The organism is Stenotrophomonas sp. 22692, from assembly GCF_052045015.1.
GTDB lineage: Bacteria > Pseudomonadota > Gammaproteobacteria > Xanthomonadales > Xanthomonadaceae > Stenotrophomonas > Stenotrophomonas geniculata.
On the sequence record NZ_JBQEMR010000013.1, the window covers coordinates 43,643 to 66,852 of the forward strand.

General features: G+C 67.7%; 23 protein-coding genes and 1 riboswitch. Of the genes, 14 read left to right on the forward strand and 9 right to left on the reverse strand.

Annotation, left to right across the window (positions count from 1 at the left end; genetic code table 11):
• Positions 1-154 precede the first annotated feature (154 nt).
• A complete protein-coding gene (gene pncA, locus ACTJJM_RS11865) occupies positions 155-781 on the reverse strand; it encodes a bifunctional nicotinamidase/pyrazinamidase (RefSeq protein WP_071306318.1) in 627 nt (208 codons plus the stop codon).
• 56 nt (positions 782-837) lie between these two features.
• Positions 838-1,524, reverse strand: coding sequence for an epoxyqueuosine reductase QueH (locus ACTJJM_RS11870; protein ID WP_440865596.1), 687 nt, complete (start codon positions 1,522-1,524; stop codon positions 838-840).
• Between the two features lie 160 nt (positions 1,525-1,684).
• Positions 1,685-1,899, reverse strand: a riboswitch (cobalamin riboswitch).
• Positions 1,900-2,053: 154 nt separating this feature from the next.
• Between ACTJJM_RS11870 and ACTJJM_RS11875 the strand changes: the two genes are divergently transcribed.
• Complete coding sequence (locus ACTJJM_RS11875; protein ID WP_241873507.1) at positions 2,054-3,901, forward strand: patatin-like phospholipase family protein; 1,848 nt, start codon at positions 2,054-2,056, stop codon at positions 3,899-3,901.
• Positions 3,902-4,184: 283 nt separating this feature from the next.
• On the opposite strand, the gene ACTJJM_RS11880 is transcribed toward ACTJJM_RS11875, so the two are convergent.
• The gene (locus ACTJJM_RS11880; protein WP_010487019.1) at positions 4,185-5,552 is read right to left on the reverse strand and encodes a helix-turn-helix domain-containing protein; all 1,368 of its coding nucleotides are present in this window, start codon (positions 5,550-5,552) and stop codon (positions 4,185-4,187) included.
• A 114-nt stretch (positions 5,553-5,666) separates the two neighbouring features.
• On the opposite strand from ACTJJM_RS11880, the gene ACTJJM_RS11885 reads away from it, so the two are divergent.
• Genes ACTJJM_RS11885 through mmsB form a run of 5 tightly spaced genes read left to right on the forward strand, consistent with a single transcriptional unit; the run spans position 5,667 to position 11,206 of the window.
• Entirely contained in the window at positions 5,667-7,172 is a 1,506-nt protein-coding gene (locus ACTJJM_RS11885; RefSeq protein WP_440865599.1) for a CoA-acylating methylmalonate-semialdehyde dehydrogenase, read from the forward strand.
• 14 nt (positions 7,173-7,186) lie between these two features.
• Positions 7,187-8,353, forward strand: a complete 1,167-nt coding sequence (locus tag ACTJJM_RS11890) for an acyl-CoA dehydrogenase family protein (RefSeq protein WP_029380118.1) — start codon at positions 7,187-7,189, stop codon at positions 8,351-8,353.
• Positions 8,350-9,147: an enoyl-CoA hydratase gene (locus tag ACTJJM_RS11895; RefSeq protein ID WP_010487013.1), complete on the forward strand. Its 798-nt coding sequence runs from the start codon at positions 8,350-8,352 to the stop codon at positions 9,145-9,147. Before ACTJJM_RS11890 ends, ACTJJM_RS11895 begins: the two co-directional genes overlap by 4 nt.
• A complete protein-coding gene (locus ACTJJM_RS11900; RefSeq protein WP_248854208.1) occupies positions 9,144-10,319 on the forward strand; it encodes an enoyl-CoA hydratase/isomerase family protein in 1,176 nt (391 codons plus the stop codon). The genes ACTJJM_RS11895 and ACTJJM_RS11900 overlap by 4 nt, the downstream gene beginning before the upstream one ends.
• Positions 10,316-11,206: a 3-hydroxyisobutyrate dehydrogenase gene (gene mmsB, locus ACTJJM_RS11905; protein ID WP_043401854.1), complete on the forward strand. Its 891-nt coding sequence runs from the start codon at positions 10,316-10,318 to the stop codon at positions 11,204-11,206. Before ACTJJM_RS11900 ends, mmsB begins: the two co-directional genes overlap by 4 nt.
• A 231-nt stretch (positions 11,207-11,437) precedes the next feature.
• Here the strand turns inward: mmsB and ACTJJM_RS11910 are convergent, their stop codons facing one another.
• Both ACTJJM_RS11910 and ACTJJM_RS11915 read right to left on the reverse strand, forming a co-directional pair.
• Complete coding sequence (locus ACTJJM_RS11910; RefSeq protein ID WP_004153735.1) at positions 11,438-11,863, reverse strand: organic hydroperoxide resistance protein; 426 nt, start codon at positions 11,861-11,863, stop codon at positions 11,438-11,440.
• A gap of 111 nt (positions 11,864-11,974) precedes the next feature.
• Complete coding sequence (locus ACTJJM_RS11915) at positions 11,975-12,955, reverse strand: cation diffusion facilitator family transporter (RefSeq protein WP_071306312.1); 981 nt, start codon at positions 12,953-12,955, stop codon at positions 11,975-11,977.
• A gap of 209 nt (positions 12,956-13,164) precedes the next feature.
• On the opposite strand from ACTJJM_RS11915, the gene ACTJJM_RS11920 reads away from it, so the two are divergent.
• Entirely contained in the window at positions 13,165-14,619 is a 1,455-nt protein-coding gene (locus ACTJJM_RS11920; RefSeq protein ID WP_241885745.1) for a SulP family inorganic anion transporter, read from the forward strand.
• A 56-nt stretch (positions 14,620-14,675) separates the two neighbouring features.
• Here ACTJJM_RS11920 and ACTJJM_RS11925 read toward each other — a convergent pair whose 3' ends face one another.
• Positions 14,676-14,984 carry an addiction module antidote protein gene (locus ACTJJM_RS11925; RefSeq protein WP_004136660.1) on the reverse strand — a complete coding sequence of 103 codons (309 nt, stop codon included), beginning with the start codon at positions 14,982-14,984 and terminating at the stop codon, positions 14,676-14,678.
• Between the two features lie 38 nt (positions 14,985-15,022).
• Positions 15,023-15,313 (reverse strand): type II toxin-antitoxin system RelE/ParE family toxin, encoded by a 291-nt coding sequence (locus ACTJJM_RS11930; RefSeq protein WP_019337795.1) that lies wholly within the window; start codon positions 15,311-15,313, stop codon positions 15,023-15,025.
• A gap of 247 nt (positions 15,314-15,560) precedes the next feature.
• Between ACTJJM_RS11930 and dusA the strand changes: the two genes are divergently transcribed.
• The 4 genes from dusA to ACTJJM_RS11950 all read left to right on the forward strand — a co-directional run bounded on the left by dusA (position 15,561) and on the right by ACTJJM_RS11950 (position 19,386).
• Positions 15,561-16,592: a tRNA dihydrouridine(20/20a) synthase DusA gene (dusA, locus tag ACTJJM_RS11935; protein ID WP_143994628.1), complete on the forward strand. Its 1,032-nt coding sequence runs from the start codon at positions 15,561-15,563 to the stop codon at positions 16,590-16,592.
• Between the two features lie 212 nt (positions 16,593-16,804).
• Positions 16,805-17,179 (forward strand): hypothetical protein, encoded by a 375-nt coding sequence (locus ACTJJM_RS11940; protein WP_010487000.1) that lies wholly within the window; start codon positions 16,805-16,807, stop codon positions 17,177-17,179.
• 73 nt (positions 17,180-17,252) lie between these two features.
• The gene (locus tag ACTJJM_RS11945) at positions 17,253-17,936 is read left to right on the forward strand and encodes a response regulator transcription factor (RefSeq protein WP_004136763.1); all 684 of its coding nucleotides are present in this window, start codon (positions 17,253-17,255) and stop codon (positions 17,934-17,936) included.
• 25 nt (positions 17,937-17,961) lie between these two features.
• The gene (locus ACTJJM_RS11950) at positions 17,962-19,386 is read left to right on the forward strand and encodes an ATP-binding protein (protein ID WP_032128221.1); all 1,425 of its coding nucleotides are present in this window, start codon (positions 17,962-17,964) and stop codon (positions 19,384-19,386) included.
• Positions 19,387-19,470: 84 nt separating this feature from the next.
• Here ACTJJM_RS11950 and ACTJJM_RS11955 read toward each other — a convergent pair whose 3' ends face one another.
• Together ACTJJM_RS11955 and ACTJJM_RS11960 are read right to left on the reverse strand one after the other, a co-directional pair.
• Complete coding sequence (locus tag ACTJJM_RS11955) at positions 19,471-20,259, reverse strand: zinc-dependent peptidase (RefSeq protein ID WP_440865604.1); 789 nt, start codon at positions 20,257-20,259, stop codon at positions 19,471-19,473.
• A complete protein-coding gene (locus ACTJJM_RS11960; RefSeq protein ID WP_049435508.1) occupies positions 20,226-20,504 on the reverse strand; it encodes a hypothetical protein in 279 nt (92 codons plus the stop codon). The genes ACTJJM_RS11955 and ACTJJM_RS11960 overlap by 34 nt, the downstream gene beginning before the upstream one ends.
• A gap of 143 nt (positions 20,505-20,647) precedes the next feature.
• Between ACTJJM_RS11960 and birA the strand changes: the two genes are divergently transcribed.
• From birA to ACTJJM_RS11975, 3 genes are read left to right on the forward strand one after another with little or no spacing between them, the layout of a single operon-like run.
• A complete protein-coding gene (birA, locus tag ACTJJM_RS11965) occupies positions 20,648-21,616 on the forward strand; it encodes a bifunctional biotin--[acetyl-CoA-carboxylase] ligase/biotin operon repressor BirA (protein WP_049435509.1) in 969 nt (322 codons plus the stop codon).
• A complete protein-coding gene (locus ACTJJM_RS11970; protein WP_049409961.1) occupies positions 21,613-22,344 on the forward strand; it encodes a type III pantothenate kinase in 732 nt (243 codons plus the stop codon). Before birA ends, ACTJJM_RS11970 begins: the two co-directional genes overlap by 4 nt.
• 9 nt (positions 22,345-22,353) lie before the next feature.
• Entirely contained in the window at positions 22,354-23,202 is an 849-nt protein-coding gene (locus ACTJJM_RS11975) for an SPOR domain-containing protein (RefSeq protein WP_329835118.1), read from the forward strand.
• The last annotated feature ends 8 nt before the right edge of the window (positions 23,203-23,210 follow it).

Genomic DNA, 23,210 nt, shown 5'->3' on the forward strand with positions numbered 1-23,210 from the left:
ATCCAGTGAAAAGCCCCCGGTTCGGCCGTCCCGCGATCTGTAGGGGGGCGTAGTTGGGGGGCTGGATGAATCGATTGTGTTGTCGTGGGCAGGAGCGCGCAAGCGGCATAAGCGACGTGCGCGGTAGCGCCGGGCCATGCCCGGCGGTCGCCCGTCAGGCGATCGCGATTCCCGCCTTGCCCAGCGCCTCGCGCACCATCGCGTCATTGGCTTCGGTCACCGGCCGGGTCAGCTCCCACAGGAACTTCACCCGGAAGCCGGACTTCACTGCGTCCTGCGCGCTCCACAGCACGCAGTAATCGCGGGCCAGGCCGCACACGTGCACTTCGCGGATGCGGCGCTCGTGCAGCCAGCCGGCCAGGCCGGTAGCTGGGCGCTCGCCATCGGGGCCATGGTTCTCGCGGAAGGCGCTGTACGAATCCACCTGTTGGCGCGTGCCCTTGCGCAGGATCAGGTCGGCCACGGTCCAGTCCACGCCCGGGTGCAGGGCGGCACCGGCGCTGCCCTGCACGCAGTGGTCCGGCCACAGGGTCTGCGGCTGCGCGTGCAGCAGGATGGTCTCGAAGGGGCGTTGGCCGGGGTGCTGGCTGGCGAACGAGGCATGGTCGACCGGGTGCCAGTCCTGTGTCGCCACCACGGTGCGGTAGCGGCGCTGCGCCAGCAGACCGGCAATCGGTACCACCAGCGCATCGCCCTGGTCGCAGGCCAGCGTACCGCCGGGCATGAAGTCTGGCTGCAGGTCGATCACCAGCAGGGCGACATCGGCGGGCAGGGCAGTCATGGCAGGTCCACTACAACGTGAAGGGGCGACCAGCGTGGCCGCCCCGGCGGCACAGGTCAATCGCCCTGCGGCGTCCCAGCGTCCTGCCCGTAGTACAGCAGGCCGATCTTGATCCGCTCACGGCCATTCTCGCGGCGATGGCGGTTGGCATCGCGCAGCGAGTACACGCAGCCGCAGTACTCCTGCTGGTAGAACTGCTCGCGCTTGCTGATCTCGATCATGCGGCTGGCACCGCCGCCCTTGCGCCAGTTGTAGTCCCAGTACTGCAGGCCCTCGTAGCGCGACGCGGCGCGGATGCCGCAGTCGTTGATCTGCGCCATGTTCTTCCAGCGCGAGATGCCCAGCGAAGAACTGATGGTGTCATAGCCGTGTTCGTGCGCGTACAGCGCAGTGCGCTCGAAACGCATGTCGAAGCACATCGTGCAGCGGATGCCGCGTTCGGGCTCGTTCTCCATGCCGCGCGCACGGCTGAACCAGTTGTCGGTGTCGTAGTCGCAGTCGATGAACGGGATGCCGTGCTGCTCGGCGAAGCGGATGTTCTCCTGCTTGCGCAGCTCGTATTCCCTCACCGGGTGGATGTTGGGGTTGTAGAAGAAGATCGCGTAGTCGATCCCGGAGGCGGTGATCGCCTCCATCACTTCGCCGGAGCAGGGCGCGCAGCATGAATGCAGCAGCAGGCGCTTGCCATCGGCAGGCAGGGTCAGGGTGGGGCGTTGGAACTCGGTCATCGTCAAGTACCGCATGGACCGCCGGCAACGGCGGTGGCCCATGCATCAGCGCGTGGGTGAACAGGTCTGGCCGGATACCGTGAAAAGGACGCGCGCGGCCGCATTGCCTGCACGCGCAGGACAACGACGGCCCCGGCAACCTCCCCGCGGAGATTCCAGGTCGAATCAGGGGACGGTCGTGTCCCCGGCCGGGGCCGGTATTCGGGCTGATGGACACGGGCCGCAGCCCACCTACTACCTGCCGCTTCCCAGGCGCGAGCCCAGTGCTGTTGGCAGGATTCGTTTCCATTCACCGCTGCGGGGCAGCTCCGGAATGGGCGCGCGAGGCGCCTTCACCGGATTCCCGTTTAAATCCCGGCCGCCATCAATGCCACGGCGGGGATACCTTCGGCGTGCCCACGGTGGACGCGTCGAGGCCAATGGTCAAGGGCCAATCAAAGCGCAGGGCTGTGGCTCGTTTCTCAGGCTGTGAGAGCCCCTCTTGCCATACTGTGCATCGACAGACGGGAGGTGGCTCGTGGCGGCGAAGTACTGCGATCTGGTCATGAAAGGCGGCATCACCAGCGGCATCGTGTACCCCAATGCGGTACTGGCGCTGGCGCGCGAGTATCGCTTCAAGAGCATCGGCGGCACCTCGGCCGGCGCCATCGCTGCGGCGGTGGCGGCCGCGGCAGCCTGCGGTGATCGCCGCCAGCAGGCGGGCGAGCACCTGCCTGGCGATGCCGGCTATGGCGGGTTGTCGGCGGTGTCGGCGCAGCTGTCGCGGCGCGGCTTCATCTACAGCCTGTTCCAGCCGGCACGGGGCGCGCGTGCGGCCTATCGGCTGCTGGTGGTGCTGACCGGCAATGCCCGCCTGCCGCACAAGCTGCTGTGCCTGGCCGTTGCCGTGTTCGAGATCGCGCCGCTGGAAGTGCTGGTGTCGCTGGCGCTGCTGCTCGGCCTGGGCTGGTGGGGTGGTGGCTGGAGCGGCGTGGCCGCCACGCTGCTGCCGTCGCTGCTGTGCGCTTACGGTGCCGGCGTGGCCGGTGCCGCGCTGCGGGTGGCGCGGGTGGCGCGGCGCAATCTGCTGGGCCTGTGCAGCGGCCTCGGCCGTGATGCACGCAAGCCGGCGTTGACCGAGTGGCTGCACGAGTGCCTGCAGCAGTTGTCCGGCAAGCCGCTGGATGCACCGCTCACCTTCGCCGACCTGCACGATGCGCCGCGCTATGCCGGCGAGCCGGACAGCCCGCATGCGATCAGCCTGCAGATGATCACCACCTGTGTGTCGCACAACGAGCCGCGTACGCTGCCGCTGGGTGGCGCGCAGTTCTGGTTCCTGCGCGAGGAGTTCGAGCAGCTGTTCCCGGCCAGCGTGGTGCAGTGGCTGGTGGATCAAGCTGGCCCGCCGCTGGAGGTGGAGGGGCGACGGTACTACCACCTGCCGCAGGGCCCGAAGCTGCCGGTGCTGGTGGCCACGCGCATGAGCCTGAGCTTCCCGCTGCTGATCAGCGCGGTGCCGCTGCATGAGCCCTCGCGCCGCGAGCGTCGCTGCGAACCCACCGCGCCTGCGGCCGACCAGGAGCACAACGTGGCCGACAGCATGGAAGGGCTGACCAGTGCCGGGCAGACCTGTGGCCCGGTGATCACCGCCTTCCGCATCTGCTGGTTCTCCGATGGCGGCATCAGCAGCAACTTCCCGATCCATCTGTTCGATGCCGCCTTGCCGCGCTGGCCGACCTTCGCCATCAACCTGGTCTACCCGCAGCACGCCGAAGACGTGAGCCATGGCAGCAGCGGCCGCCAGTCGCTGGAACACGCGGTGTTCCTGCCCACCGAAAACCGTCATGGCTGGCAGCGCACCTATCAGTCGATCGCCACGCCGCTGGCGGCCGCGGAACTGGGGCGTTTCCTGTTCGCGGTGGTGGCGACCATGCAGAACTGGCGCGATCTGCTGCAGGCGCGCGCGCCGGGTTACCGCGACCGCATCGTGCACGTCAGCCTGCAGGGCGACGAAGGCGGCATGAACCTGGACATGCCGCAGGAGGTGCTGACCCGCATCGCCGACAAGGGCAGCCTGGCGGGCGCGCGCTTCTGCTCATTCTCGTTCGAGAACCACTACTGGATCCGCTGGCGCAACCTGGCCTCGGCCTACCAGCGCTACACGCTGGAAGTGGCGCGCACCGATGACCCGGCGCAGCAGGTGCTGGCCTACCGCGCGGCGTACGCGATGGTTGCCACTGGCCAGCCGACGCCACCGTCATACAAGCTGGGTTCGGAAGACAAGCGGCTGGCCTCGCAGCAGCTGTGGGGGTTGATGGTCGAACAGGGTCGCAGCTGGGAGGACCTCGGCCCCGACCTCACCGACGGCGCACCGCGCCCGTTGCCGCAGATGAAGGTGACGCCGATCTACTGACCCGGTAGTAGATCCACGCCTTGCGTGGATCAAGCGTGTCGACCAAGGTCGACACCTACCAGAGCAATACGTCGTTCCGACAGATGGAAGGAAACCGTCGAAGGCGGGGTGGTGTCGGATTGCGGGGTGTCCGCGGCATGGATGCCGCGGCCAAGCCCCCAGGGACGGGTTCACGGCGTCCCCGCAATCCGACACCGCCCCGCCATCCCACGGAATGCCAGCTTTTGCTGTTGCTGTTGCTTCGGCTTCGGCAGGTGCAGGGCGCAGCCCTGCCGAACCAACCCTACCGCCCCGGCAATTGCGCGAACGCGCGCTGCATGCAGTCCTCGCGCGGGCACACCCGGCAGCCCGGGCCAATCGACACCGAATTGCCCGGGCTCTGCACATCCAGCCCCAGCGAATACACCAGCCGCTCGGCATGCTGCAGGTCGCAGCCCAGCGCCACCGCGAAGGTCTTGCGCGGCTGGCCATGCCCCACCGGCCCGCTGCTGACCTGCCGCGCCAGCCAGAAATGGCGGCGCCCATCGGGCATGCGCGCCGTCTGCGTAAGGATGCGCCCGGGCTGGTTGAACGCCTCGTAGACGATCCACAGCGGGCACGACCCACCCACCTGCGAGAAATGGAAATCGGTGGCCGAATGGCGCTTGGACACATTGCCCGCACGGTCCACGCGGATGAAGAAGAACGGCAGCCCCGGCGCACTGCGCCGTGCCAGCGTGCTCAGCCGATGGCACACCGCCTCGAAGCCGACGCCGAACTGATGCGCCAGCAGTTCGATGTCGTAGCTGCTGGCCTCGGCCGCACGCAGGAAGCGCATGTACGGCATCACCAGCGCGCCGGCGAAATAGTTCGACAGGCCGATGCGCGCCTGCGCGATGCGTGCCTCATCGGTGAAGCCGGCACGCGCCACCACCGCATCGATCTGCGGCAGGTAGCCGTGCAGGGCCAGTTCGGCGGCCATCTGGAATGCCTGCTGGCCCGGTTCCAGGTAATCGGGCAGCCACAGCCGCCGTGCACCGGCATCGAACTGGCGCTTCTCGCGCCCGGCCTGCAGCGCCGCCACTTCCACCAGCACGCCATGGCGGTCGGCCAGCAGCTGGCGCAGGCGTGGTGCCACATGCCCGGGCGACAGCCCCCACTCGGCGAACAGGCGCTCGGCCAGTTCGTCCAGCTCGGGGATGTGGTTGTGCATGCGGTTGAAGAACTCGCGCACCTGGTCACCGGCGGGCAGGGTGCTGCCGGCACCCGGCTCGCCCAGCTGGAATTCCAGGGCGGCGGCATGTTCGCGCAGCGCCAGGTGGCGCCGATGCAGGTCCAGCAGGGCGCGGCTGACCTGCGGCAGGTTGCCGGCCAAGGCGCGCAGCTCGGTCGCGCTCACCTCCGCCAGGCCCAGGTCGCGCAGGGTCTCGCCCAGTGCCTCCTGCAGTGCGGCGGGCTCATCTTCGTCGAACAGCGAGGAAACGTCGCCCAACACCTCACCCAGCTTCTTCTGCACCGCCGGCGTCAACGGGCGCTTGTTACGCTCGATCTGGTTCAGGTAGCTGGCCGACAGCCCCAGCGCACGTGCCAGGTCGGCCTGGCTGTAACCACGCTGCTCGCGCAGCCGCAGCAGGCGCAGGCCAAGTTGTCGCTGGGTGGCTGAATAATTCACAGAATTAACATTAATCGTCTGGCGTGTTGGCCAGATTAAGCGGATTCAGCCCGGAAATCGAGGTGGGTGCTGTGAATAATGCCAAGCATCTTTCGAGCCCGTGGGATTGTCATCATGACTGTTGCAGCGCCCCGTATCCGCATGCTGATCGATGGCCAGTTCATCGAATCGGCCACCTCCCACTGGCAGGACGTGATCAATCCGGCCACCCAGGACGTGCTGGCCAAGGTGCCGTTCGCCACCACCGGCGAAGTGGACGCCGCCGTCGCCGCCGCCAAGGAAGCCTTCAAGACCTGGCGCAAGACCCCGATCGGCACCCGTGCACGCATCTTCCTGAAGTACCAGCAGCTGATCCGCGAGCACATGAGCGAGCTGGCCCACATCCTCACCGCCGAACAGGGCAAGACCCTGCCGGACGCCGAAGGCGATGTGTTCCGCGGCCTGGAAGTGGTCGAGCACGCCGCCGCCATCGGCAACCTGCAGCTGGGCGAGCTGGCCAACAACGTGGCCAATGGCGTGGATACCTACACGATCATGCAGCCGCTGGGCGTGTGCGCCGGCATCACCCCGTTCAACTTCCCGGCGATGATCCCGCTGTGGATGTTCCCGATGGCCATCGCCACCGGCAACACCTTCATTCTCAAGCCGTCCGAGCAGGACCCGATGGTCACCATGCGCCTGGTCGAGCTTGCCCTGGAAGCCGGCATTCCGAAGGGCGTGCTGAACGTCGTCCACGGTGGCGAGGAAGTGGTCAACGCGATCTGCGACCACCCGGACATCAAGGCTGTTTCGTTCGTGGGTTCCACCCGCGTCGGCACCCACGTCTACAACCGCGCCTCGCTGGCCGGCAAGCGCGTGCAGTGCATGATGGGCGCCAAGAACCACGCCGTGGTGCTGCCGGACGCCAACAAGGAACAGACCCTCAACGCGATGGTCGGCGCCGCCTTCGGTGCGGCCGGCCAGCGCTGCATGGCCGCCTCCACCCTGGTGCTGGTCGGTGAAGCGCGCAACTGGGTGCAGGATCTGGTTGAAAAGGCCAAGACCCTGAAGGTCAGTGCCGGCACCGTGGCCGGCACCGACGTCGGCCCGGTCATTTCCTGCAGCGCCCGCGAGCGCGTGGAAGGCCTGATCGCCTCGGGCGTGGAGCAGGGCGCCAAGCTGGTGCTCGATGGCCGCAAGCCGCAGGTCGATGGCTTCGAGAAGGGCAACTTCGTCGGCCCGACCATCTTTGCCGGTGTCACCACCGACATGCGCATCTACCAGGAAGAGGTCTTCGGGCCGGTGCTGGTCATCCTCGAAGCGGAAACGCTGGAAGACGCCATCGCGATGGTCAACAGCAACCCGAACGGCAACGGCACCGCACTGTTCACCCAGTCCGGCGCGGCCGCGCGCAAGTTCCAGGAAGACATCGACGTCGGCCAGGTCGGCATCAACGTGCCGATCCCGGTGCCGGTGCCGCTGTTCTCGTTCACCGGTTCGCGCGCCTCCAAGCTGGGCGACCTGGGCCCGTACGGCAAGCAGGTGGTGCTGTTCTACACCCAGACCAAGACGGTCACCGCGCGCTGGTTCGATGACGAAACGCTGAGCCACGGCGTCAACACCACGATCAGCCTGAAGTAACGGCAGGAGCAGCCATGAGCCACTCGATGACGACGGAACTGGAAGAAGCGCAGCAGGCGTACCGCGAGGCAGCGCGCGACTTCGCACAGGCCGAACTGGCGCCACACGCCGCGCGATGGGATGCGGAGGGCATCTTTCCGCGCGAGGCGATCGCCAAGGCCGGTGAACTGGGCTTCTGCGGTCTGTACATGGACCCGGAAGTGGGCGGCAGCGGCCTGAGCCGACTGGACGCCGCCGTCGTCATCGAGGAGCTCGCCAACGTCGATCCGTCGACCGCGGCCTACATCAGCATCCACAACATGGCCTCGTGGATGGTGTCCACGTGGGGCCAGCCGGCACTCCGCGATGCGTGGGGCACCGACCTGTCTTCGGGCAACAAGCTGGCCTCGTACTGCCTGACCGAGCCGGGCGCCGGTTCCGATGCGGCCTCGCTGAAGACCACCGCCGTGCGCGATGGCGACTTCTACGTGCTGAACGGCGCCAAGGCCTTCATCTCCGGCGCCGGTGCCACCGAACTGCTGGTGGTGATGGCGCGTACCGGCGGTGCCGGTGCAGGTGGCGTCAGCGCCATTGCCGTGCCGTCGGACCTGCCGGGCATCAGCTTCGGCCGCAAGGAAGAGAAGATGGGCTGGAACAGCCAGCCCACCCGTGGCATCACCTTCGAAAACGTCCGCGTGCCGGTCAGCCATCTTCTGGGAGAGGAAGGCGGTGGCTTCAAGCTGGCGATGAAGGGGCTGGATGGTGGCCGCATCAACATCGCCGCCTGCTCGCTGGGTGCTGCGCAGGGCGCATTGGATGCCGCGCGCCGCTACATGGGCGAGCGCCGCCAGTTCGGCAAGGCGCTGGCCGAGTTCCAGGCACTGCAGTTCAAGCTGGCCGACATGGTCACGCAGCTGGTGGCCGCGCGGCAGATGGTGCACACCGCCGCGCGCAAGCTCGATGCCGGTGCCAGCGATGCCAATGTCTGGTGCGCGATGGCCAAGCGTTTTGCCACCGATGCGGGTTTCAACGTCTGCAATGAAGCACTGCAGATCCACGGTGGCTACGGCTACATCCGCGAATACCCGATCGAGCGCCTGCTGCGTGACTGCCGCGTGCACCAGATCCTGGAAGGCACCAACGAGATCATGCGGGTGATCGTTGCCCGTCACCTGCTCAACACCGAAGAGGAACTGCGATGAAGGATTGGCGTACCCAGGAGCACGTGGGCCTGAAGGTCGAGGCCGACGGCCACACCGCCGTGGTCACCCTGAACAACCCGCCGGCGCACACCTGGACCGTGCACAGCCTGTCCGCGCTGCGCGACCTGGTGGGCGCGCTCAACGCAGACCGCGACATCTACGCACTGGTGATCACCGGTGACGGCGAGAAGTTCTTCTCCGCCGGTGCCGACCTCAACCAGTTCGCCTCCGGCGACAAGGCCGCCGCACGCGAGGCCGCGCGCCGCTTCGGCGAAGCCTTCGAAGCGCTGTCCGGGTTCCGTGGCGTGTCGATCGCCGCGATCAACGGCTACGCCATGGGCGGTGGCCTGGAATGTGCGCTGGCCTGCGACCTGCGCATCATCGAAGACCATGCCCAGGTCGCGCTGCCGGAGGCCACCGTCGGCCTGCTGCCGTGCGCCGGCGGCACCCAGAACCTGCCGCGTCTGGTGGGCGAGGGCTGGGCCAAGCGCATGATCCTGCTGGGTGAGCGCATCACTGCCGAGACCGCACTGCGCATCGGCCTTGCCGAAGAAAAGGTTGGCAAGGGCGAAGCCAAGGCACTGGCGCTGGAATGGGCGAAGAAGGCCGGCAAGCAGAGCCCGACCAGCATCGCCGCCTGCAAGACCCTGGTGCAGTCCACCCGCACCGGCACCCACGCCTCGGCGCTGGTGGCCGAGCGCGAAGCCTTCGTCGACCTGTTCGACACCGCCGACCAGGTCGAGGGCGTGACTGCCTTCCTGGAAAAGCGCACCGCGCAGTGGAAGAACGCATGAGCACCGACACCGCTGCCGACGACGCACCGGTGCTTTTCGAAGAGCGCGTGGCCGGCAACGGCACGCGTATCGGCATCGCCACGCTCAACGCGCCGCGCACGCTCAATGGTTTCTCGCTGCCGATGGCGCACCTGCTGCTGAAGCAGTTGAATGCCTGGGCCGACGACGACGGCATCGCCATGGTGGTGCTGCAGGGCGCCGGCGAAAAGGCGTTCTGCGCCGGCGGCGACCTGCACAGCCTGTACAAGGCCATGGTCGCCTTCCGTGAGGCCGGCCGCAGCGACATCCGCGAGAACGACTACGCCGCTGAGTTCTTCGACGTTGAATACCGCGTCGATTACCTCATTCACACCTACGCCAAGCCGATCCTGTGCTGGGGTCATGGCATCGTGATGGGCGGCGGCATCGGCCTGATGTCCGGCGCCAGCCACCGCGTGGTCAGCGAGCGCTCCAAGTTGGCCTTCCCGGAAATCACTGTTGGCCTGTTCCCCGATGTCGGTGGCAGCTGGCTGCTGCCGCGCGTGCCGGGCAAGGGCGGCCTGTTCCTGGCCCTGACCGGCGCACTGCTCAACCCGGGCGATGCCATCTACGCCGGCTTGGCCGACGTGCACGTGGCCGAAGAGCGCCGCAGTGCAGTGTTCGATGCGCTGCTGCAGGTGGCCTGGTCCAGTGATGCCGCACACAACCAAGAACGCCTGACCCATCTGCTGCAGTCGCATGCCAGCGATGCCGCCACCGGTCCACTGCTGGCCCACGCGGCGCAGGTCGATGCGTTGTGCGAAGGCGATGACCTTGAAGCCATCGTTGCGCGCATTGCCGGCCTGCAGACCGACGACGCCTGGTTGCAGGCGGCTCAGAAGACCCTTGCGGCCGGCGCACCGGGTTCGGCACGGTTGGCGTACGAACTGCAGCGCCGCAGTGCCGGCCAGGACCTGGCCAGTGTCTATCGTCTGGAGTACATCACCGCGCTGCACTGCGCCGCCCACGGCGATTTCGCCGAAGGCATCCGCGCGCTGCTGATCGACAAGGACCGCAACCCGCAGTGGAACCCGGCCACCCTGGCCGAGGCCAGCGGCGCGTGGGCCGACACCTTCTTCGCTTCCCCCTGGGCCGATGCCGCGCATCCGCTGGCCGACCTGGGCACTCCCCTTGTTGAAAGGAGCCTTGCATGAGCCGCATTGCATTCATCGGGTTGGGCAACATGGGTGGCCCGATGGCCGCCAATCTGGTCAAGAACGGCCATACCGTGCGCGTGTTCGATCTGGTTCCGGCCGCGGTGCAGGCCGCCGTCGATGCCGGTGCCAGCGCGGCGGCATCGGCGCGCGAAACCCTGGCCGATGCGGAGGTAGTGATCTCGATGCTGCCGGCCAGCCGCCACGTCGAAGGCGTGTACCTGGGCGACGACGGCATCCTCGCCGCGATTCCGGCCGGTGCACTGGTCATCGACTGCAGCACCATTGCCCCGGCCAGCGCGCGCAAGGTTTCTGAAGCCGCCGCCGCGCGTGGACTGCAGATGCTCGACGCACCGGTGTCCGGCGGTACCGCCGGTGCCCAGGCCGGCACCCTGACCTTCATCGTCGGTGGCGAGGAGGACGCGCTGGAACGCGCGCGCCCGGTGCTGCAGGCGATGGGCAAGAACATCTTCCACGTGGGCGCCAGTGGTGCCGGCCAGGTGGCCAAGCTGTGCAACAACATGGCGCTGGGCGTGATCATGGCCGTCACCGGTGAAGCCATCGCCCTGGGCGTGGCGCACGGGCTGGACCCGAAGGTGCTGTCGCAGATGATGGCAGTCAGCACCGGCCGCAGCTGGGCCACCGAAGTGTGCAATCCGTGGCCGGGCGTGCTGGAGAATGCACCGGCCTCGCGCGGTTACAGCGGCGGCTTCGGCAGCGACCTGATGCTGAAGGACATGGGCCTGGCGGTGGAAGCGGCGATGAGTGTCGGCGCCTCGATCCCGCTGGGCGAAGTGGCCCGCAACCTGTACTCGATGAACCACCAGGCCGGCCGCGGCAAGCTGGATTTCTCCAGCGTCGTGCAGCTCATCACCAGCGACCGGTAACCGGTCGCTGTTCCGCGCATTCCACCTTATCGCCGCGCCGTTGGCGCACCCCCTTGAACAACAAGGGGGCTCTCCTCCAGAAGGATGGATGCGCGCCGTAGCGAATGCGTCCCCGGCCGCGCGCCGGGGCCCACCCGAGGTGGGATGGGCGGATGCCCGGTTTCGACCGGCATCCGCCCATTTTTTTGCCTTTCATGTTGGTAGTGCCGGCCGCTGGCCGGCAGCACCGCATCAGGCAACGATCAGCGTCACGTCGATGTTGCCGCGGGTGGCGTTGGAATACGGGCACACGATGTGCGCCTTCTGCACCAGCTCTTCCACCTGCTCGCGCGGCACGCCCGGCACGTTGATGGTCAGCTCGGCTTCGATGCCGAAGCCGGTCGGGATCTGGCCGATGCCGACCTTGCCGGTCACGGTGGTGTCGGCCGGCAGCGCGACCTTGGCCTGGCCGGCCACGAACTTCAGTGCGCCCAGGAAGCAGGCCGAATAGCCCGCCGCGAACAGCTGTTCCGGGTTGGTGCCCGGACCGCCGGCGCCGCCCAGCTCGCGCGGGGTCGACAGCTGGATGTCCAGCACGTTGTCGGAGGAGACGGAACGGCCTTCACGGCCGCCGGTGGAGGTGGCCTGGGCGGTGTACAGAACCTTTTCGATGGACATCGGGATGCTCCTGGTCAGTGGGTGGGTGTTGCGTTGGAGCCTACTTTGCCCGGTTTTCGCGTACCTTGGGTTGCAATGCGTACGAAAAACTTGATCGATCGTCCTGTGGGCCTAGATCGTCCATTCGCGATCGGTGGTGAACATGATGGTCAGCCAGCGGTCCGGCGAAGCCTCGCCGAGCGCATCGCCGATCTCATCACGCAGCTGGTCCCATTCCACCAGTGGCCGCGGTGGGTCGTTTTCCGGCACCACGAAGAACAGCTCGATCTGCTCGCCTCGCCCCACCTGGGCCACGTAGCTGCGGTGCTCGACGAAGCCGTGCTTGGCGACGATGTCGCGCGCCACCGCATCCACGTGCGCCTGCAGCTCCGGCGGGGTGACCAGCAGGATGCCGGCCAGCGCGCGGCGCACGGTACCGAGCGGGGCGATCATCACCAGCACGCAGACGAAGGCGAGGATGGCGGGGTCGATGTATGGGCCGACCCAGGCCAGCGAGGTGCCCTGCACCAGCACACCGCCGAGGAAGGCCAGCAGATAGCAGGCCGACATGCTGGCTGCGATCACCCAGTTCTTCGCGTCCAGCGCAATGAACTCCGAGCCGATGCGGCGGTTGGCGCGCAGGATGAACCAGGCCAACGCGCCTTCGCCCACGATCGACAGCCCGGCGAAGGCAATGGCCGGGCCCAGCGCAATGTGGCGGCCCCCGGACATCAGTGCATCCACCGCATTGACCAGGGCATACAGTGCCGCACCGATCATCAGCGTGCCGCTGACCCCCAGCACGATCGGCTCCAGGTGCCAGAAGCCCATGGTGAAGCGCTGGTTGAGCCGCGATTGCAGCGCGTCGGTCTGGGTGGACAGCGCGATCAGCCGTGCCACCAGCAGCGACAGCCAGGTCATCACCACGTCGATCAGGCCGTAGATGCCGTCGAAGATGATCAGCGAGGAATTGGCCAGCAGGCCGAACACCACCGCCGCTGCGGCCAGCAGCAGCGAAGCGGCGATCGACAGGCGCAGCACGCCTTGTTCGGTGGCGGGGTCGAAGAACTGCGGGCGATCAGTAGCCATGCCCCGATTGTAGAGCGGCGCCATGCCCCGCGGCCTTTCGCGGCCGGTCGCGCTACCTTCGTGCGGCCGCTTCCCGTAGACTGCGCCCCTCCCAACGCACCGACGCCCGCCTGCAGTGATCACGCCACCCTGACCCTTGCCGCCCATCGGCAGCCGGCCCGCCCGGCTCAGGAACCCGTGTCTTTCCACTGCAGCGCCACGCGGCCACACCCGCGTGCGCGCGGAGTTTTTCCATGCAAACGTCCTACCCCCTGCGCCAGCAATGGCTCGGCAACCTCCGTGGCGACCTGCTGTCCGGCATCGTCGTCGCCCTGGCCCTGATTCCCGAGGCCATCGCTTTCTCGCTCATCGCCGGCGTCGACCCCAAGGTCGGGCTGTACGCGGCGTTCTCGATTGCCGTCATCACCGCCATCGCCGGCGGCCGCCCCGGCATGATCTCCGCCGCCACCGGTGCGATGGCGCTGGTGATGGTCGACCTGGTCAAGGACCACGGCCTGCAGTACCTGTTCGCCGCCAGCATCCTGGCCGGCCTGCTGCAGGTGCTCGCGGGCGTGTTCAAGCTCGGCTCGCTGATGCGCTTCGTCTCGCGTTCGGTCATCACCGGCTTCGTCAACGCGCTGGCGATCCTGATCTTCCTCGCGCAGATGCCGGAACTGATTGGCCGCGGCCCTACGGTCTACGTGCTGTGCGCCGCCGCGCTGGCGATCATCTACCTGCTGCCGCGCCTCACCCGCGCGGTGCCGTCGCCGCTGGTGGCCATTGTGGTGCTTACCGCCGTGGTGATCGGCTTCGGCGTGGACGTGCGCAGCGTCGGTGACATGGGCCAGCTGCCCGACAGCCTGCCGCATTTCCTGCTGCCTGATGTGCCGCTCAGCTGGGAGACGCTGCGCATCCTGCTGCCGGTGTCGGCCACGCTGGCCGTGGTCGGCCTGCTCGAATCGATGATGACCCTGCAGATTGTCGAGGACATCACCGAGACGCCCAGCGAACGCAACCGCGAATGCGTCGGCCAGGGCGTGGCGAACACGGTCACCGGTTTCCTCGGCGGCATGGCTGGCTGCGCGATGATCGGCCAGTCGGTGATCAACGTGACCTCCGGTGGACGTGGCCGCCTGTCCTGCCTGGTGGCTGGCGTGTTCCTGCTGGTGCTGGTGGTGTACGGCAGCGACCTGGTGCGGCAGATCCCGATGGCTGCGTTGGTGGCGGTGATGATCATGGTCAGCATCGGCACCTTCAGCTGGCGCTCGCTGCGCGACCTGCGCACGCATCCGCGTAGCTCGTCTGCGGTGATGCTGCTGACCGTGGTGGTCACCGTGGGTACCCACGATCTGGCCAAGGGCGTGCTCAGTGGCGTGCTGCTGTCGGCGCTGTTCTTTGCGCGCAAGGTGGGCCGCATGCTGGATGTGCAGCGCGACGATGCTGGTGACACGCAGGTCTACCGCGTGCGTGGGCAGGTGTTCTTTGCCTCGGCGGGGCAGCTGGGTGCGGCGTTCGATTTCCAGCACGTGGCGCCGAAGGTGCAGATTGACCTGCGCGATGCCCACCTGTGGGATCTGACTGCTGTGGCCGCGCTGGAGCGGGCGCAGGAAAAGCTGGCCGCGCACGGTGCGGAGGTGACGGTGGTGGGGCTCAATGCGGCCAGCCAGACGCTGATCGAGCAGGTCGGGGGCGCGCGCGGGGGGCATTGATCGCGTAGGGCATGCTGGTAGCGCCGGGCCATGCCCGGCGGGCGCAGCGGCAGCGATCAGGCGGTGCCAGCGGGTTGCTTGTCGGCTTGCACGATGAGATGCACCCCGAGCGCTGACAGTACCCGCTGCACGGTATCGAAGCGTGGGTGTGCTCCGGGACGCAGCGCCTTGTACAGGCTCTCGCGTCCAAGACCAGAGACCTCGGCAACGCCGCCCATGCCGCGGGCGCGCGCAACAGTTCCGAGCGCCTCCTGGAAGTGGCCCGCATCACCTGCTGCCAAGGCCTCGCTCAGATAGGTGGCGATTGCGACGTCATCATCCAGATAGTCTGCGGGATCGAAGGGAATCGTCTTCAGCTTGCTCATGGGGAGAGTCCTGGCAACGGCATGGAATCAAATGGTGGCTACAGCAGATCCGCGAGCCTGACCGCTTTTTCGATATCGCGACGCTGGCTCGACTTGTCGCCACCGTGCAGGAGTACGACGATGGATCTTCCGCGACGTGTGAAATACACGCGATATCCCGGCCCATGGTTGATTCGCAGTTCGCTCACGCCATGACCCACTGATCGAACATCTCCCTCGAGACCGCGGGAGACCCGCTGCAGGCGTTCCACGATCACTGCTCGGGCGCCGCTGTCGTTGAGCCCGCGCAGCCAGCGCGTGAACGTCTCTGTTGCCTGGAGGGTCGCCATCCACAAATCGTATCCAAAAGGATACACCGTTCAATTGGCATCTGCGTCAATGCGTGGCGTACTGCGCTGGACCCGCTGGTCGTATCCAAGGAGAACGCAAACCCCAAGCTCCCCGAGGGCAGGAAGCGTCCGCTGCCGCCGCCCAGCCCGCCCCGGCCGCCAGCGGGAACCTGGCCCAACCGGCGCTTGCCGCGCGACTGACCGGGCGCATTCAGCCGAGCGGTGTAAACTATTGATCTCACTGGCAATGCCAGTCTCCACGATCAACGCCCCGATGACGTCCGCCACCGCCCGTTACGCCGATTCCCTGCGCCTGTCCGTTGCCCCGATGATGGACTGGACCGACCGCCATTGCCGCGTGTTCCATCGCGTGCTGGCGCCGGGTGCGCGCCTGTACACGGAGATGGTTCACGCCAACGCGGTCATCCACGGCGACCGCGAGCGCCTGCTCGGCTTCGACCGCAGCGAACAGCCGCTGGCGCTGCAGCTGGGCGGCAGCGATCCGGCTCTGCTGGCGCAGGCTGCGCGCATCGCCGCCGAGTGGGGATACGACGAGGTCAACCTCAACTGCGGCTGCCCGTCCGACCGCGTGCAGGCCGGGCGTTTCGGCGCCTGCCTGATGCGCGAGCCGGTGCTGGTGGCCGAGTGCGTGGCGGCCATGGTCGATGCGGTCGACATCCCGGTAACGGTGAAGTGCCGCCTGGGCGTGGACGAGGACAACGACTACGACGTGTTTGCCAGCTTCGTCGACCGCCAGGTTGCCGCTGGTGCGGCGATGGTGGTGGTGCATGCGCGCAACGCGTGGCTGAAGGGCCTGTCGCCGAAGGAGAACCGCGAGGTTCCGCCGCTGAAGTACGACTGGGCCTACCGCCTGAAGCAGGAGCGCCCGGCACTGCCCGTGGTGATCAACGGTGGCCTGGCCAGCATCGAGGCGGTACAGGCGCAGGCCGCGCACGTCGATGGCGTGATGCTGGGGCGCGCGGCCTACCACGACCCCTACCTGCTGCATCAGCTGGAGGCGCTGCACACCGGCGCCCCGCTGCAGGCCCGTGGCGAGCTGCTGCGCGCGATGCGCCCCTACATCGAGGCGCGGCTGGGCGAAGGCCTGGCGCTGAAGCACATCACCCGCCACCTGCTCGGCCTGTTCCACGGCCAGCCCGGTGGTCGCGCATTCCGCCAGGTGCTGAGCGAGGGCGCGCACCGCCCGGGCGCCGGCTGGAGCCTGATCGAACAGGCGCTGGCGGTCACCGAACGCGAAGCTGATCGCGCCGCAGCGTGACCGCAGTCACATTCCTGACTTGACAAGGGGCAGCGATTCGTCCCGAATGTTCACTTAGCTGAACGACACGGGCGCAGGGCCGGAAAAGTTCAGACCGGATTCACCGCTGTAAACCAAGAATTTGCAAAAGATTTGTAAAACGCTGGGTTTCGAACCCGGCGCCGGATTTACGACTTTTGAACGAATCGCCGTGCTCGGCTAGGATCGCATCGATGTCTTCCGCTCCCTTCCATCGCCGCATTGCCCTGGCCACCTGCGTGGTCCTGTCGGCTGTGCCGCTGTCTTCGGCGCTGGCGCAACAGCCGCCGCGTGGCGAGCAGGCGCGGGCGGAGATGATGGAGCGGGGTGAGCGCGGCAACCGTGGCGACGAGCGGTCGCTGTCCGATGCCGTGCGCCGCGTGCAGCGCACCACCGGCGGCCACATCCTCGGCGCCGAGCGCGTGCCGTTCGATGGTCGTGATATCAACCGGGTGAAGTACATGGACGATCGGGGCCGGGTCCGCTACATGGACGACCCCGCCCCGTCGCGTTCACAGCCGCGCACGCCGCGGTCGGATATGTCATCACTACGCGGCGATAACCCCTGAACAGGGATAGTTGTCGCTATCAACCCGTACCCCACAGGCCTCCGGGCCACACCCAGGACACTAGGGAGAGTTCATGCGTATCCTTCTGGTCGAAGACGAAGCCCCGCTGCGTGAGACCCTGGCAGCCCGGCTCAAGCGCGAAGGCTTTGCCGTCGATGCTGCGCAGGACGGCGAGGAAGGCCTCTACATGGGGCGCGAAGTTCCGTTCGATGTCGGCATCATCGACCTCGGCCTGCCCAAGATGTCGGGCATGGAGCTGATCAAGGCCCTGCGTGACGAAGGCAAGAAGTTCCCGGTGCTGATCCTGACCGCGCGTTCGAGCTGGCAGGACAAGGTCGAGGGCCTGAAGCAGGGCGCCGACGACTACCTGGTCAAGCCGTTCCACGTCGAAGAGCTGCTGGCCCGCGTCAACGCGCTGCTGCGCCGTGCCGCTGGCTGGAGCAAGCCGACGCTGGAATGCGGCCCGGTTGCCCTGGACCTGGCTGCGCAGACGGTCAGCGTGGCCGGCAGCAATGTCGACCTCACCAGCTACGAGTACAAGGTGCTGGAGTACCTGATGATGCACGCCGGTGAACTGGTCTCCAAGGCCGACCTCACCGAGCACATCTACCAGCAGGACTTCGACCGCGACTCGAACGTGCTGGAGGTCTTCATCGGCCGCCTGCGCAAGAAGCTGGACCCGGATGGCGAACTGAAGCCGATCGAGACCGTGCGCGGCCGCGGCTACCGTTTCGCGATTCCGCGCAACGAGGGCTGAGCCGGCTCACCCTGGCGATACCATGATGTCCGGCCGTCTGTGGTTCTTCCGACGCTGGCGGCCGCGCTCCCTGCAGGCGCGCCAGATGCTTGCTGCGTCCGTGGGTCTGGTCGCGTTCCTGGCGCTGGCCGGTTACGCGCTCGACGCCGCCTTCGCCGATACGGCGAAGGCGAACCTGCGTGAGCGCCTGAAGAACTACGCCACGGCCTATGCGGCCGGCATCGACTTCACCCGCGACCGCTCGCTGTACATCCGCGAGCAGCCGCCGGATTCACGCTTCGACGTGCCGGGCAGCGGCCTGTACCTGCAGGTGGTGATGCCGCACGGCAAGGGCAATTCGATGTCCGCCGAAGGCCCGATGCTGCCCACCGTGGGCGGTGGCCTGCTGGCGCCGCGCCAGGAAGTGTTCGAAGGCCCACTGCCGATGATCCAGATCGATGGCAGCCAGGGCTCGGTGTACCGCTATGGCCTGGGCCTGGTGTGGGACGCAGACGCCGACCCTGCCACCGAGTTTCCGTACACCATCTACGTGATGGAAGACTCGCGCGCGCTGGGTGCGCAGCTGCGGGTGTTCCGTGGCCGGGTCTGGTTCTACCTGGGCGGTATCGGCCTGATCCTGTTGCTGCTGCAGACCGTCATCCTGCAGTGGAGCCTGCGGCCCCTGCGCCGCGTGATCACCGAGCTGACCAAGGTGCAGCGTGGCGAGACCGCGCGCATGAGCGAGCGCCACCCGCGCGAGCTGGAACCGCTGACCGACAGCATCAACGCCTTCATCGAAAGCGAGCGCGAGAACCTCGAACGCCAGCGCAATACCCTGGCCGACCTGGCGCACAGCCTGAAGACACCGATCGCGGTGCTGCGCACGCAGATGGACAGCGGTGCCGGCGATGGCGCGCTGCGCGAGGAGCTGGACGTGCAGCTGCAGCGCATGAACAACCTGGTCTCGTACCAGCTGGCACGTGCTGCTTCGTCGGGCCACAAGCTGTTCTCCGCACCGCTGCCGATTGAATCCAACGCCGAGGAAATCGTGCGTGGCCTGGAGAAGGTCTACGCCTCCAAGGGTGTGCTGTGCGAATTCGACATCGACCCGGCCGCGCGCTTCCACGGCGAACCCGGCGACCTGCAGGAACTGCTTGGCAACCTGCTGGAAAATGCCTTCAAGTGGGCCAACCGCCGCGTGCTGCTGACCGCGCAACCGCTGCCGGCACCGAACGCGCGCCGTGCCGGCCTGCTGCTGGCGGTGGACGACGATGGCCCTGGCATTGCCCCGGACGACATCGGCAAGGTGCTGCAGCGTGGCGTGCGTGGCGACGAGCGCGTGCAGGGCCACGGCATCGGCCTGTCGATCGTGCAGGACCTGATCAAGGATTACCGCGGCGAACTGGCTGTGGGCCGCTCCGAGGAACTGGGCGGCGCTCGTTTCGAAGTGCGCCTGCCGCCGGGGCCGTAGCCTTGTGGAGAGTCGAGCCATGCTCGACTGCTCCGCAAAATGCAGCCGAGCATGGCTCGGCTCTACATAAGCTGCGGTAGTGAATCAGCCGACCATCGTCGGCGGCTCGCCATAGAACCGCCGCAGCTGCGCGGCCACCTCCGGCAATGCCTGCTGCAGCAGATCCGGCGCCGAGAAGTGATACTCGCTGGCTACCGCGAAGAACTCTTCCGGCGCTTCGGCCGCGTACGGATCGATCAGCGTTTCCACACCCGCGTCCACCTGCGCACAGAAGGCATCGTAAGCCTGCTGGAACGTAGCCGCCCACTCGCGCTGCCATTGCCGCGGCAGCGGCGGCGTGCCGTCCATTGCACCATCCAGTGCATCCAGCTTGTGCACCATCTCGTGCACCGCCACGCAGTAGCCCTCGTGCGGCGCCGACAGGTCGGCCTGCACATCGGCCCAGGACAGGATCAACGGACCGCTGTCCCACGATTCGCCGATCAGTTCGTCATCCCACTCATGCAGTACGCCGGCCGCATCCATGTGGCTGCGGTGCACGCGGAACGCGTCGGGGTAGACGATCAGCTGCGACCAGCCTTCCAGTCCCACCTCGCCGAACTCCAGCAGCGGCAGGCAGCACAGCGCGGCCAGCAGCACGCCATCGCCGGCCTGCAGCTGCAGATCGCCGATCGGGGTGATGGTCTTCTCGTGCAGGAAGCGCGTGGCCAGCAGCCGCAGTCGCCCACGACGCCCGTCATCCAGGCCGTGCAGCCACGCCGCGCATTGGCAGGCGTCTTCCCAAAGTGCATCGTCAATCGGCCGCGGCAATGGCCGCAGCCACTGCAGCAACGACTTGATCAGCGGAACATTCCCGGCAGGTAGCTGTGCCACTTCGGCGCGCGGATGCGCGGCAGCATGTCGTCGTCGCTGCCACCGCCGCCGGTGGTGGTGCTGGCCGCCGGGCGTACCGGTGCCGCCTTGGTGCTGGCGGCCGCAGCGCTGGCGGTGGGCGCGCGCTGCGAGGCGGCGTCGCCATTGGAGGACACGCATGCCCCACGGCTGTCGTCCAGCGCTGCCGTCGCAGACGCCGCGAAGGGCATCGTCAGCAGGATCAGGCAATGGGCATAACGGCGCATTGACGACATCCACGTTAAGGGAAGGTGAGTTCCCGATTCTAGCCCGAACCCGGCGCCAGGTTGGAAGCCCCTGTGGTCACCCGGTGGCGGGCGTCGCTGGCGGCTTTCCCGCATAATTCCTTTCTGACTTCGTGGAAGCTGCCGTGGACGATCGCCAATTGCTGGCCAAACTCGCTGCCGGTCGCCTGTCCGGCGACGCCCTGGCCCGTGAGCTGGGTCAGACCCGGGCGGCCATTTGGAAGCGTATTCAAGGACTTAGGGCCGCCGGTGTGGACATCGAGGGCCGCGCTGGCGAGGGCTATGGCCTGACCCGCCCGGTCGACCTGCTGGACCCGGACGCGATCCGCGCCGGCCTGCCCGCCGACGTCCAGGCCCTGCTGCACGACCTGCAGGTGGCCTGGACAGTGGACTCGACCAACGCCGAATTGCTGCGTTGCAGCGCGCCCCAGCGCGGGGTGAGCGTCCTGCTGGCCGAACGCCAGACCGGCGGCCGCGGCCGTCGCGGCCGTACGTGGGCGTCGCCGCTGGCCGCGCATATCTACCTGTCGGTGCTGCGCCTGTTCTCCGGCGGCCTCGGCCGCCTGGCCGGGCTGAGCCTGGTGGCCGGCATCGCCGTGGCCGAAGCGCTGCACGACCTGGGCTACACCCAGGCGCAGCTGAAGTGGCCGAATGACCTGATCGTCGATGGCAAGCGCAAGCTGGTCGGCCTGCTCGCAGAAGGCGGTGGCGAATACGCTGGTCCGGCGCGCGCGGTGATCGGCATCGGCATCAACACGCACATGCCGCCGTCGTTCGCCGAGCAGATCACCCAGCCGTGGGTGGACCTGGACACGCTGGCCGGCAAGCCGGTGGACCGCAACGTGGTCGTCGCTGCCGTGCTGACGCGCCTGCTGCCGGCGCTGGAAGAATTCGATCGCGAAGGTCTCGCTCCGTTCCTGCCGCGCTACGCCGCGTTCGACATGCTGGCCGGCCGCGAAGTACGGGTGGAACTGGAAGGGCAGTGGCAGCACGGCACCGCGCTCGGCCTGGCCGATGACGGCGCGCTGCGCGTGCGCATCGATGGCCGCGAGCGCCTGCTGCACGCCGGCGAAGTCAGTGTGAGGGCGGCATGAGCGATTGGTTGTTCGACCTCGGCAACTCGCGCTTCAAGTTCGCGCCGTTGCAAGGTGACCGTGCCGGCGATGTGCAGGCCTGGGCGCATGGCGCCGAAGGCATGGCCGGGCAGCCGCCACACAGCCTGCCCAGCGGCCGCACCGCGTTCGTGGCCAGCGTGGCCGCACCGTCGCTGACCAGCGCCATGCTGGACCAGCTGCAGCGCCGCTTCGAACACGTACACGTGGTACGCACCAGCGCCGAATGCGCCGGTGTGCGCATCGCCTATGCCAAGCCGGAGAAGTTCGGCGTCGACCGCTTCCTGGCCCTGCTGGCCGCGGCCAAGGCGCAGCGCCCGGTGCTGGTGGTCGGCGTGGGCACCGCACTGACGATTGATCTGCTCGACGCCGACGGCCAGCACCACGGTGGCCGCATTTCCGCATCGCCCACCACCATGCGCGAAGCGCTGCACGCCCGCGCGGTGCAGCTGCCGGCCACGGGCGGTGACTACAGCGAATTCGCCAACGACACCGCCGACGCGCTGGCCTCCGGCTGCGATGGTGCGGCCGTGGCGCTGATCGAACGCAGCGCACAGCAGGCGCAGACGCTGCTGGGTGTTGCGCCCTCGCTGCTGGTGCATGGTGGCGGCGCACCGGCGCTGATGCCATTGCTGCCCGGCGCCGATTACCACCCCTCGCTGGTGCTGGATGGCCTCGCCCGCTGGGCGGTGCACCAGCCCGCAGGCTAGTATCCGCGCATGCTGACCCGTGCCCTGATCGTCGTACTGGCCATCCTCAATCTTGGCGTCGCCTGCTGGTGGCTGCTGCGCGATGCGCCGCAACCGCCTGCGCCGCCGCCGCAACCGGCCGGCGTCGCCGAGCTGCGCTGGGTGCCCGGTGGCGTTGATGCGGCTGAGGCCGCCGATGCCACTGCTGCCGCACCTGTTGCGCCGCTGATGGATCGCGAACCGGCCGAGAAGACGGCTGTGGCTGCCACGCCGGCGCCCGCCGCCCCGGCCAGGCCGGAGATTGCCAAGCCGCAGGTGGCTGAGGCTACGCCGGTTGCTGCCGCTGCCAAGCCCGTAACACCGCCTGCACCCGTACCGGCACCGGAAAAACCAGCAACCCGGCCCGTGGCTGCCGAACCGGCGCGCTGCGTGGCACTGGGCCCGTTCGCCGACCGCGCGGCCGCGACCAGTGCACAGGGCAAGGCCGGCAGCGTCATCAGTCAGGTACACCTGCGCGAACAGCCCGCTGCCAGTGGCAGCGCCCGTTTCCGGGTGATGCTGCCGGCCGCCGCCAACCGCGAAGAAGCCCAGGCCACGGTGAAGCGCATCGTCGCCGCCGGCCTGAGCGACTACTACATCATCAGCCAGGGCGAGGACATCAACGCCGTGGCGCTGGGCCAGTACCGCAACCGCGAAGGCGCCGAGCGACGCATGGCCGCCGTGCAGGCCGCCGGCTTCCAGCCGCGCCTGGTGGCCAGCGGCGACGCCGGCCAATGGTGGCTGGAAGGGCAGCTGGCCGCGGGTACGCAGCCGGCCCAGGCCCAGCAGCGCAGCGGCGCGGCACAGAGCCGGTCGCTGGAATGCGCAAGGTTGCGCTAGAATCCCCG

Bases quoted from the DNA above. Each gene is read 5' to 3' on its own strand.
- pncA (WP_071306318.1), bottom strand. From the start codon at position 781: ATGACTGCCCTGCCCGCCGATGTCGCCCTGCTGGTGATCGACCTGCAG.
- ACTJJM_RS11870 (WP_440865596.1), bottom strand. From the start codon at position 1,524: ATGCGGTACTTGACGATGACCGAGTTCCAACGCCCCACCCTGACCCTG.
- ACTJJM_RS11875 (WP_241873507.1), top strand. From the start codon at position 2,054: ATGAAAGGCGGCATCACCAGCGGCATCGTGTACCCCAATGCGGTACTG.
- ACTJJM_RS11885 (WP_440865599.1), top strand. From the start codon at position 5,667: ATGACTGTTGCAGCGCCCCGTATCCGCATGCTGATCGATGGCCAGTTC.
- ACTJJM_RS11890 (WP_029380118.1), top strand. From the start codon at position 7,187: ATGAGCCACTCGATGACGACGGAACTGGAAGAAGCGCAGCAGGCGTAC.
- ACTJJM_RS11895 (WP_010487013.1), top strand. From the start codon at position 8,350: ATGAAGGATTGGCGTACCCAGGAGCACGTGGGCCTGAAGGTCGAGGCC.
- ACTJJM_RS11900 (WP_248854208.1), top strand. From the start codon at position 9,144: ATGAGCACCGACACCGCTGCCGACGACGCACCGGTGCTTTTCGAAGAG.
- mmsB (WP_043401854.1), top strand. From the start codon at position 10,316: ATGAGCCGCATTGCATTCATCGGGTTGGGCAACATGGGTGGCCCGATG.
- ACTJJM_RS11910 (WP_004153735.1), bottom strand. From the start codon at position 11,863: ATGTCCATCGAAAAGGTTCTGTACACCGCCCAGGCCACCTCCACCGGC.
- ACTJJM_RS11915 (WP_071306312.1), bottom strand. From the start codon at position 12,955: ATGGCGCCGCTCTACAATCGGGGCATGGCTACTGATCGCCCGCAGTTC.
- ACTJJM_RS11920 (WP_241885745.1), top strand. From the start codon at position 13,165: ATGCAAACGTCCTACCCCCTGCGCCAGCAATGGCTCGGCAACCTCCGT.
- ACTJJM_RS11925 (WP_004136660.1), bottom strand. From the start codon at position 14,984: ATGAGCAAGCTGAAGACGATTCCCTTCGATCCCGCAGACTATCTGGAT.
- ACTJJM_RS11930 (WP_019337795.1), bottom strand. From the start codon at position 15,313: ATGGCGACCCTCCAGGCAACAGAGACGTTCACGCGCTGGCTGCGCGGG.
- dusA (WP_143994628.1), top strand. From the start codon at position 15,561: ATGCCAGTCTCCACGATCAACGCCCCGATGACGTCCGCCACCGCCCGT.
- ACTJJM_RS11940 (WP_010487000.1), top strand. From the start codon at position 16,805: ATGTCTTCCGCTCCCTTCCATCGCCGCATTGCCCTGGCCACCTGCGTG.
- ACTJJM_RS11945 (WP_004136763.1), top strand. From the start codon at position 17,253: ATGCGTATCCTTCTGGTCGAAGACGAAGCCCCGCTGCGTGAGACCCTG.
- ACTJJM_RS11950 (WP_032128221.1), top strand. From the start codon at position 17,962: ATGTCCGGCCGTCTGTGGTTCTTCCGACGCTGGCGGCCGCGCTCCCTG.
- ACTJJM_RS11960 (WP_049435508.1), bottom strand. From the start codon at position 20,504: ATGCGCCGTTATGCCCATTGCCTGATCCTGCTGACGATGCCCTTCGCG.
- ACTJJM_RS11970 (WP_049409961.1), top strand. From the start codon at position 21,613: ATGAGCGATTGGTTGTTCGACCTCGGCAACTCGCGCTTCAAGTTCGCG.
- ACTJJM_RS11975 (WP_329835118.1), top strand. From the start codon at position 22,354: ATGCTGACCCGTGCCCTGATCGTCGTACTGGCCATCCTCAATCTTGGC.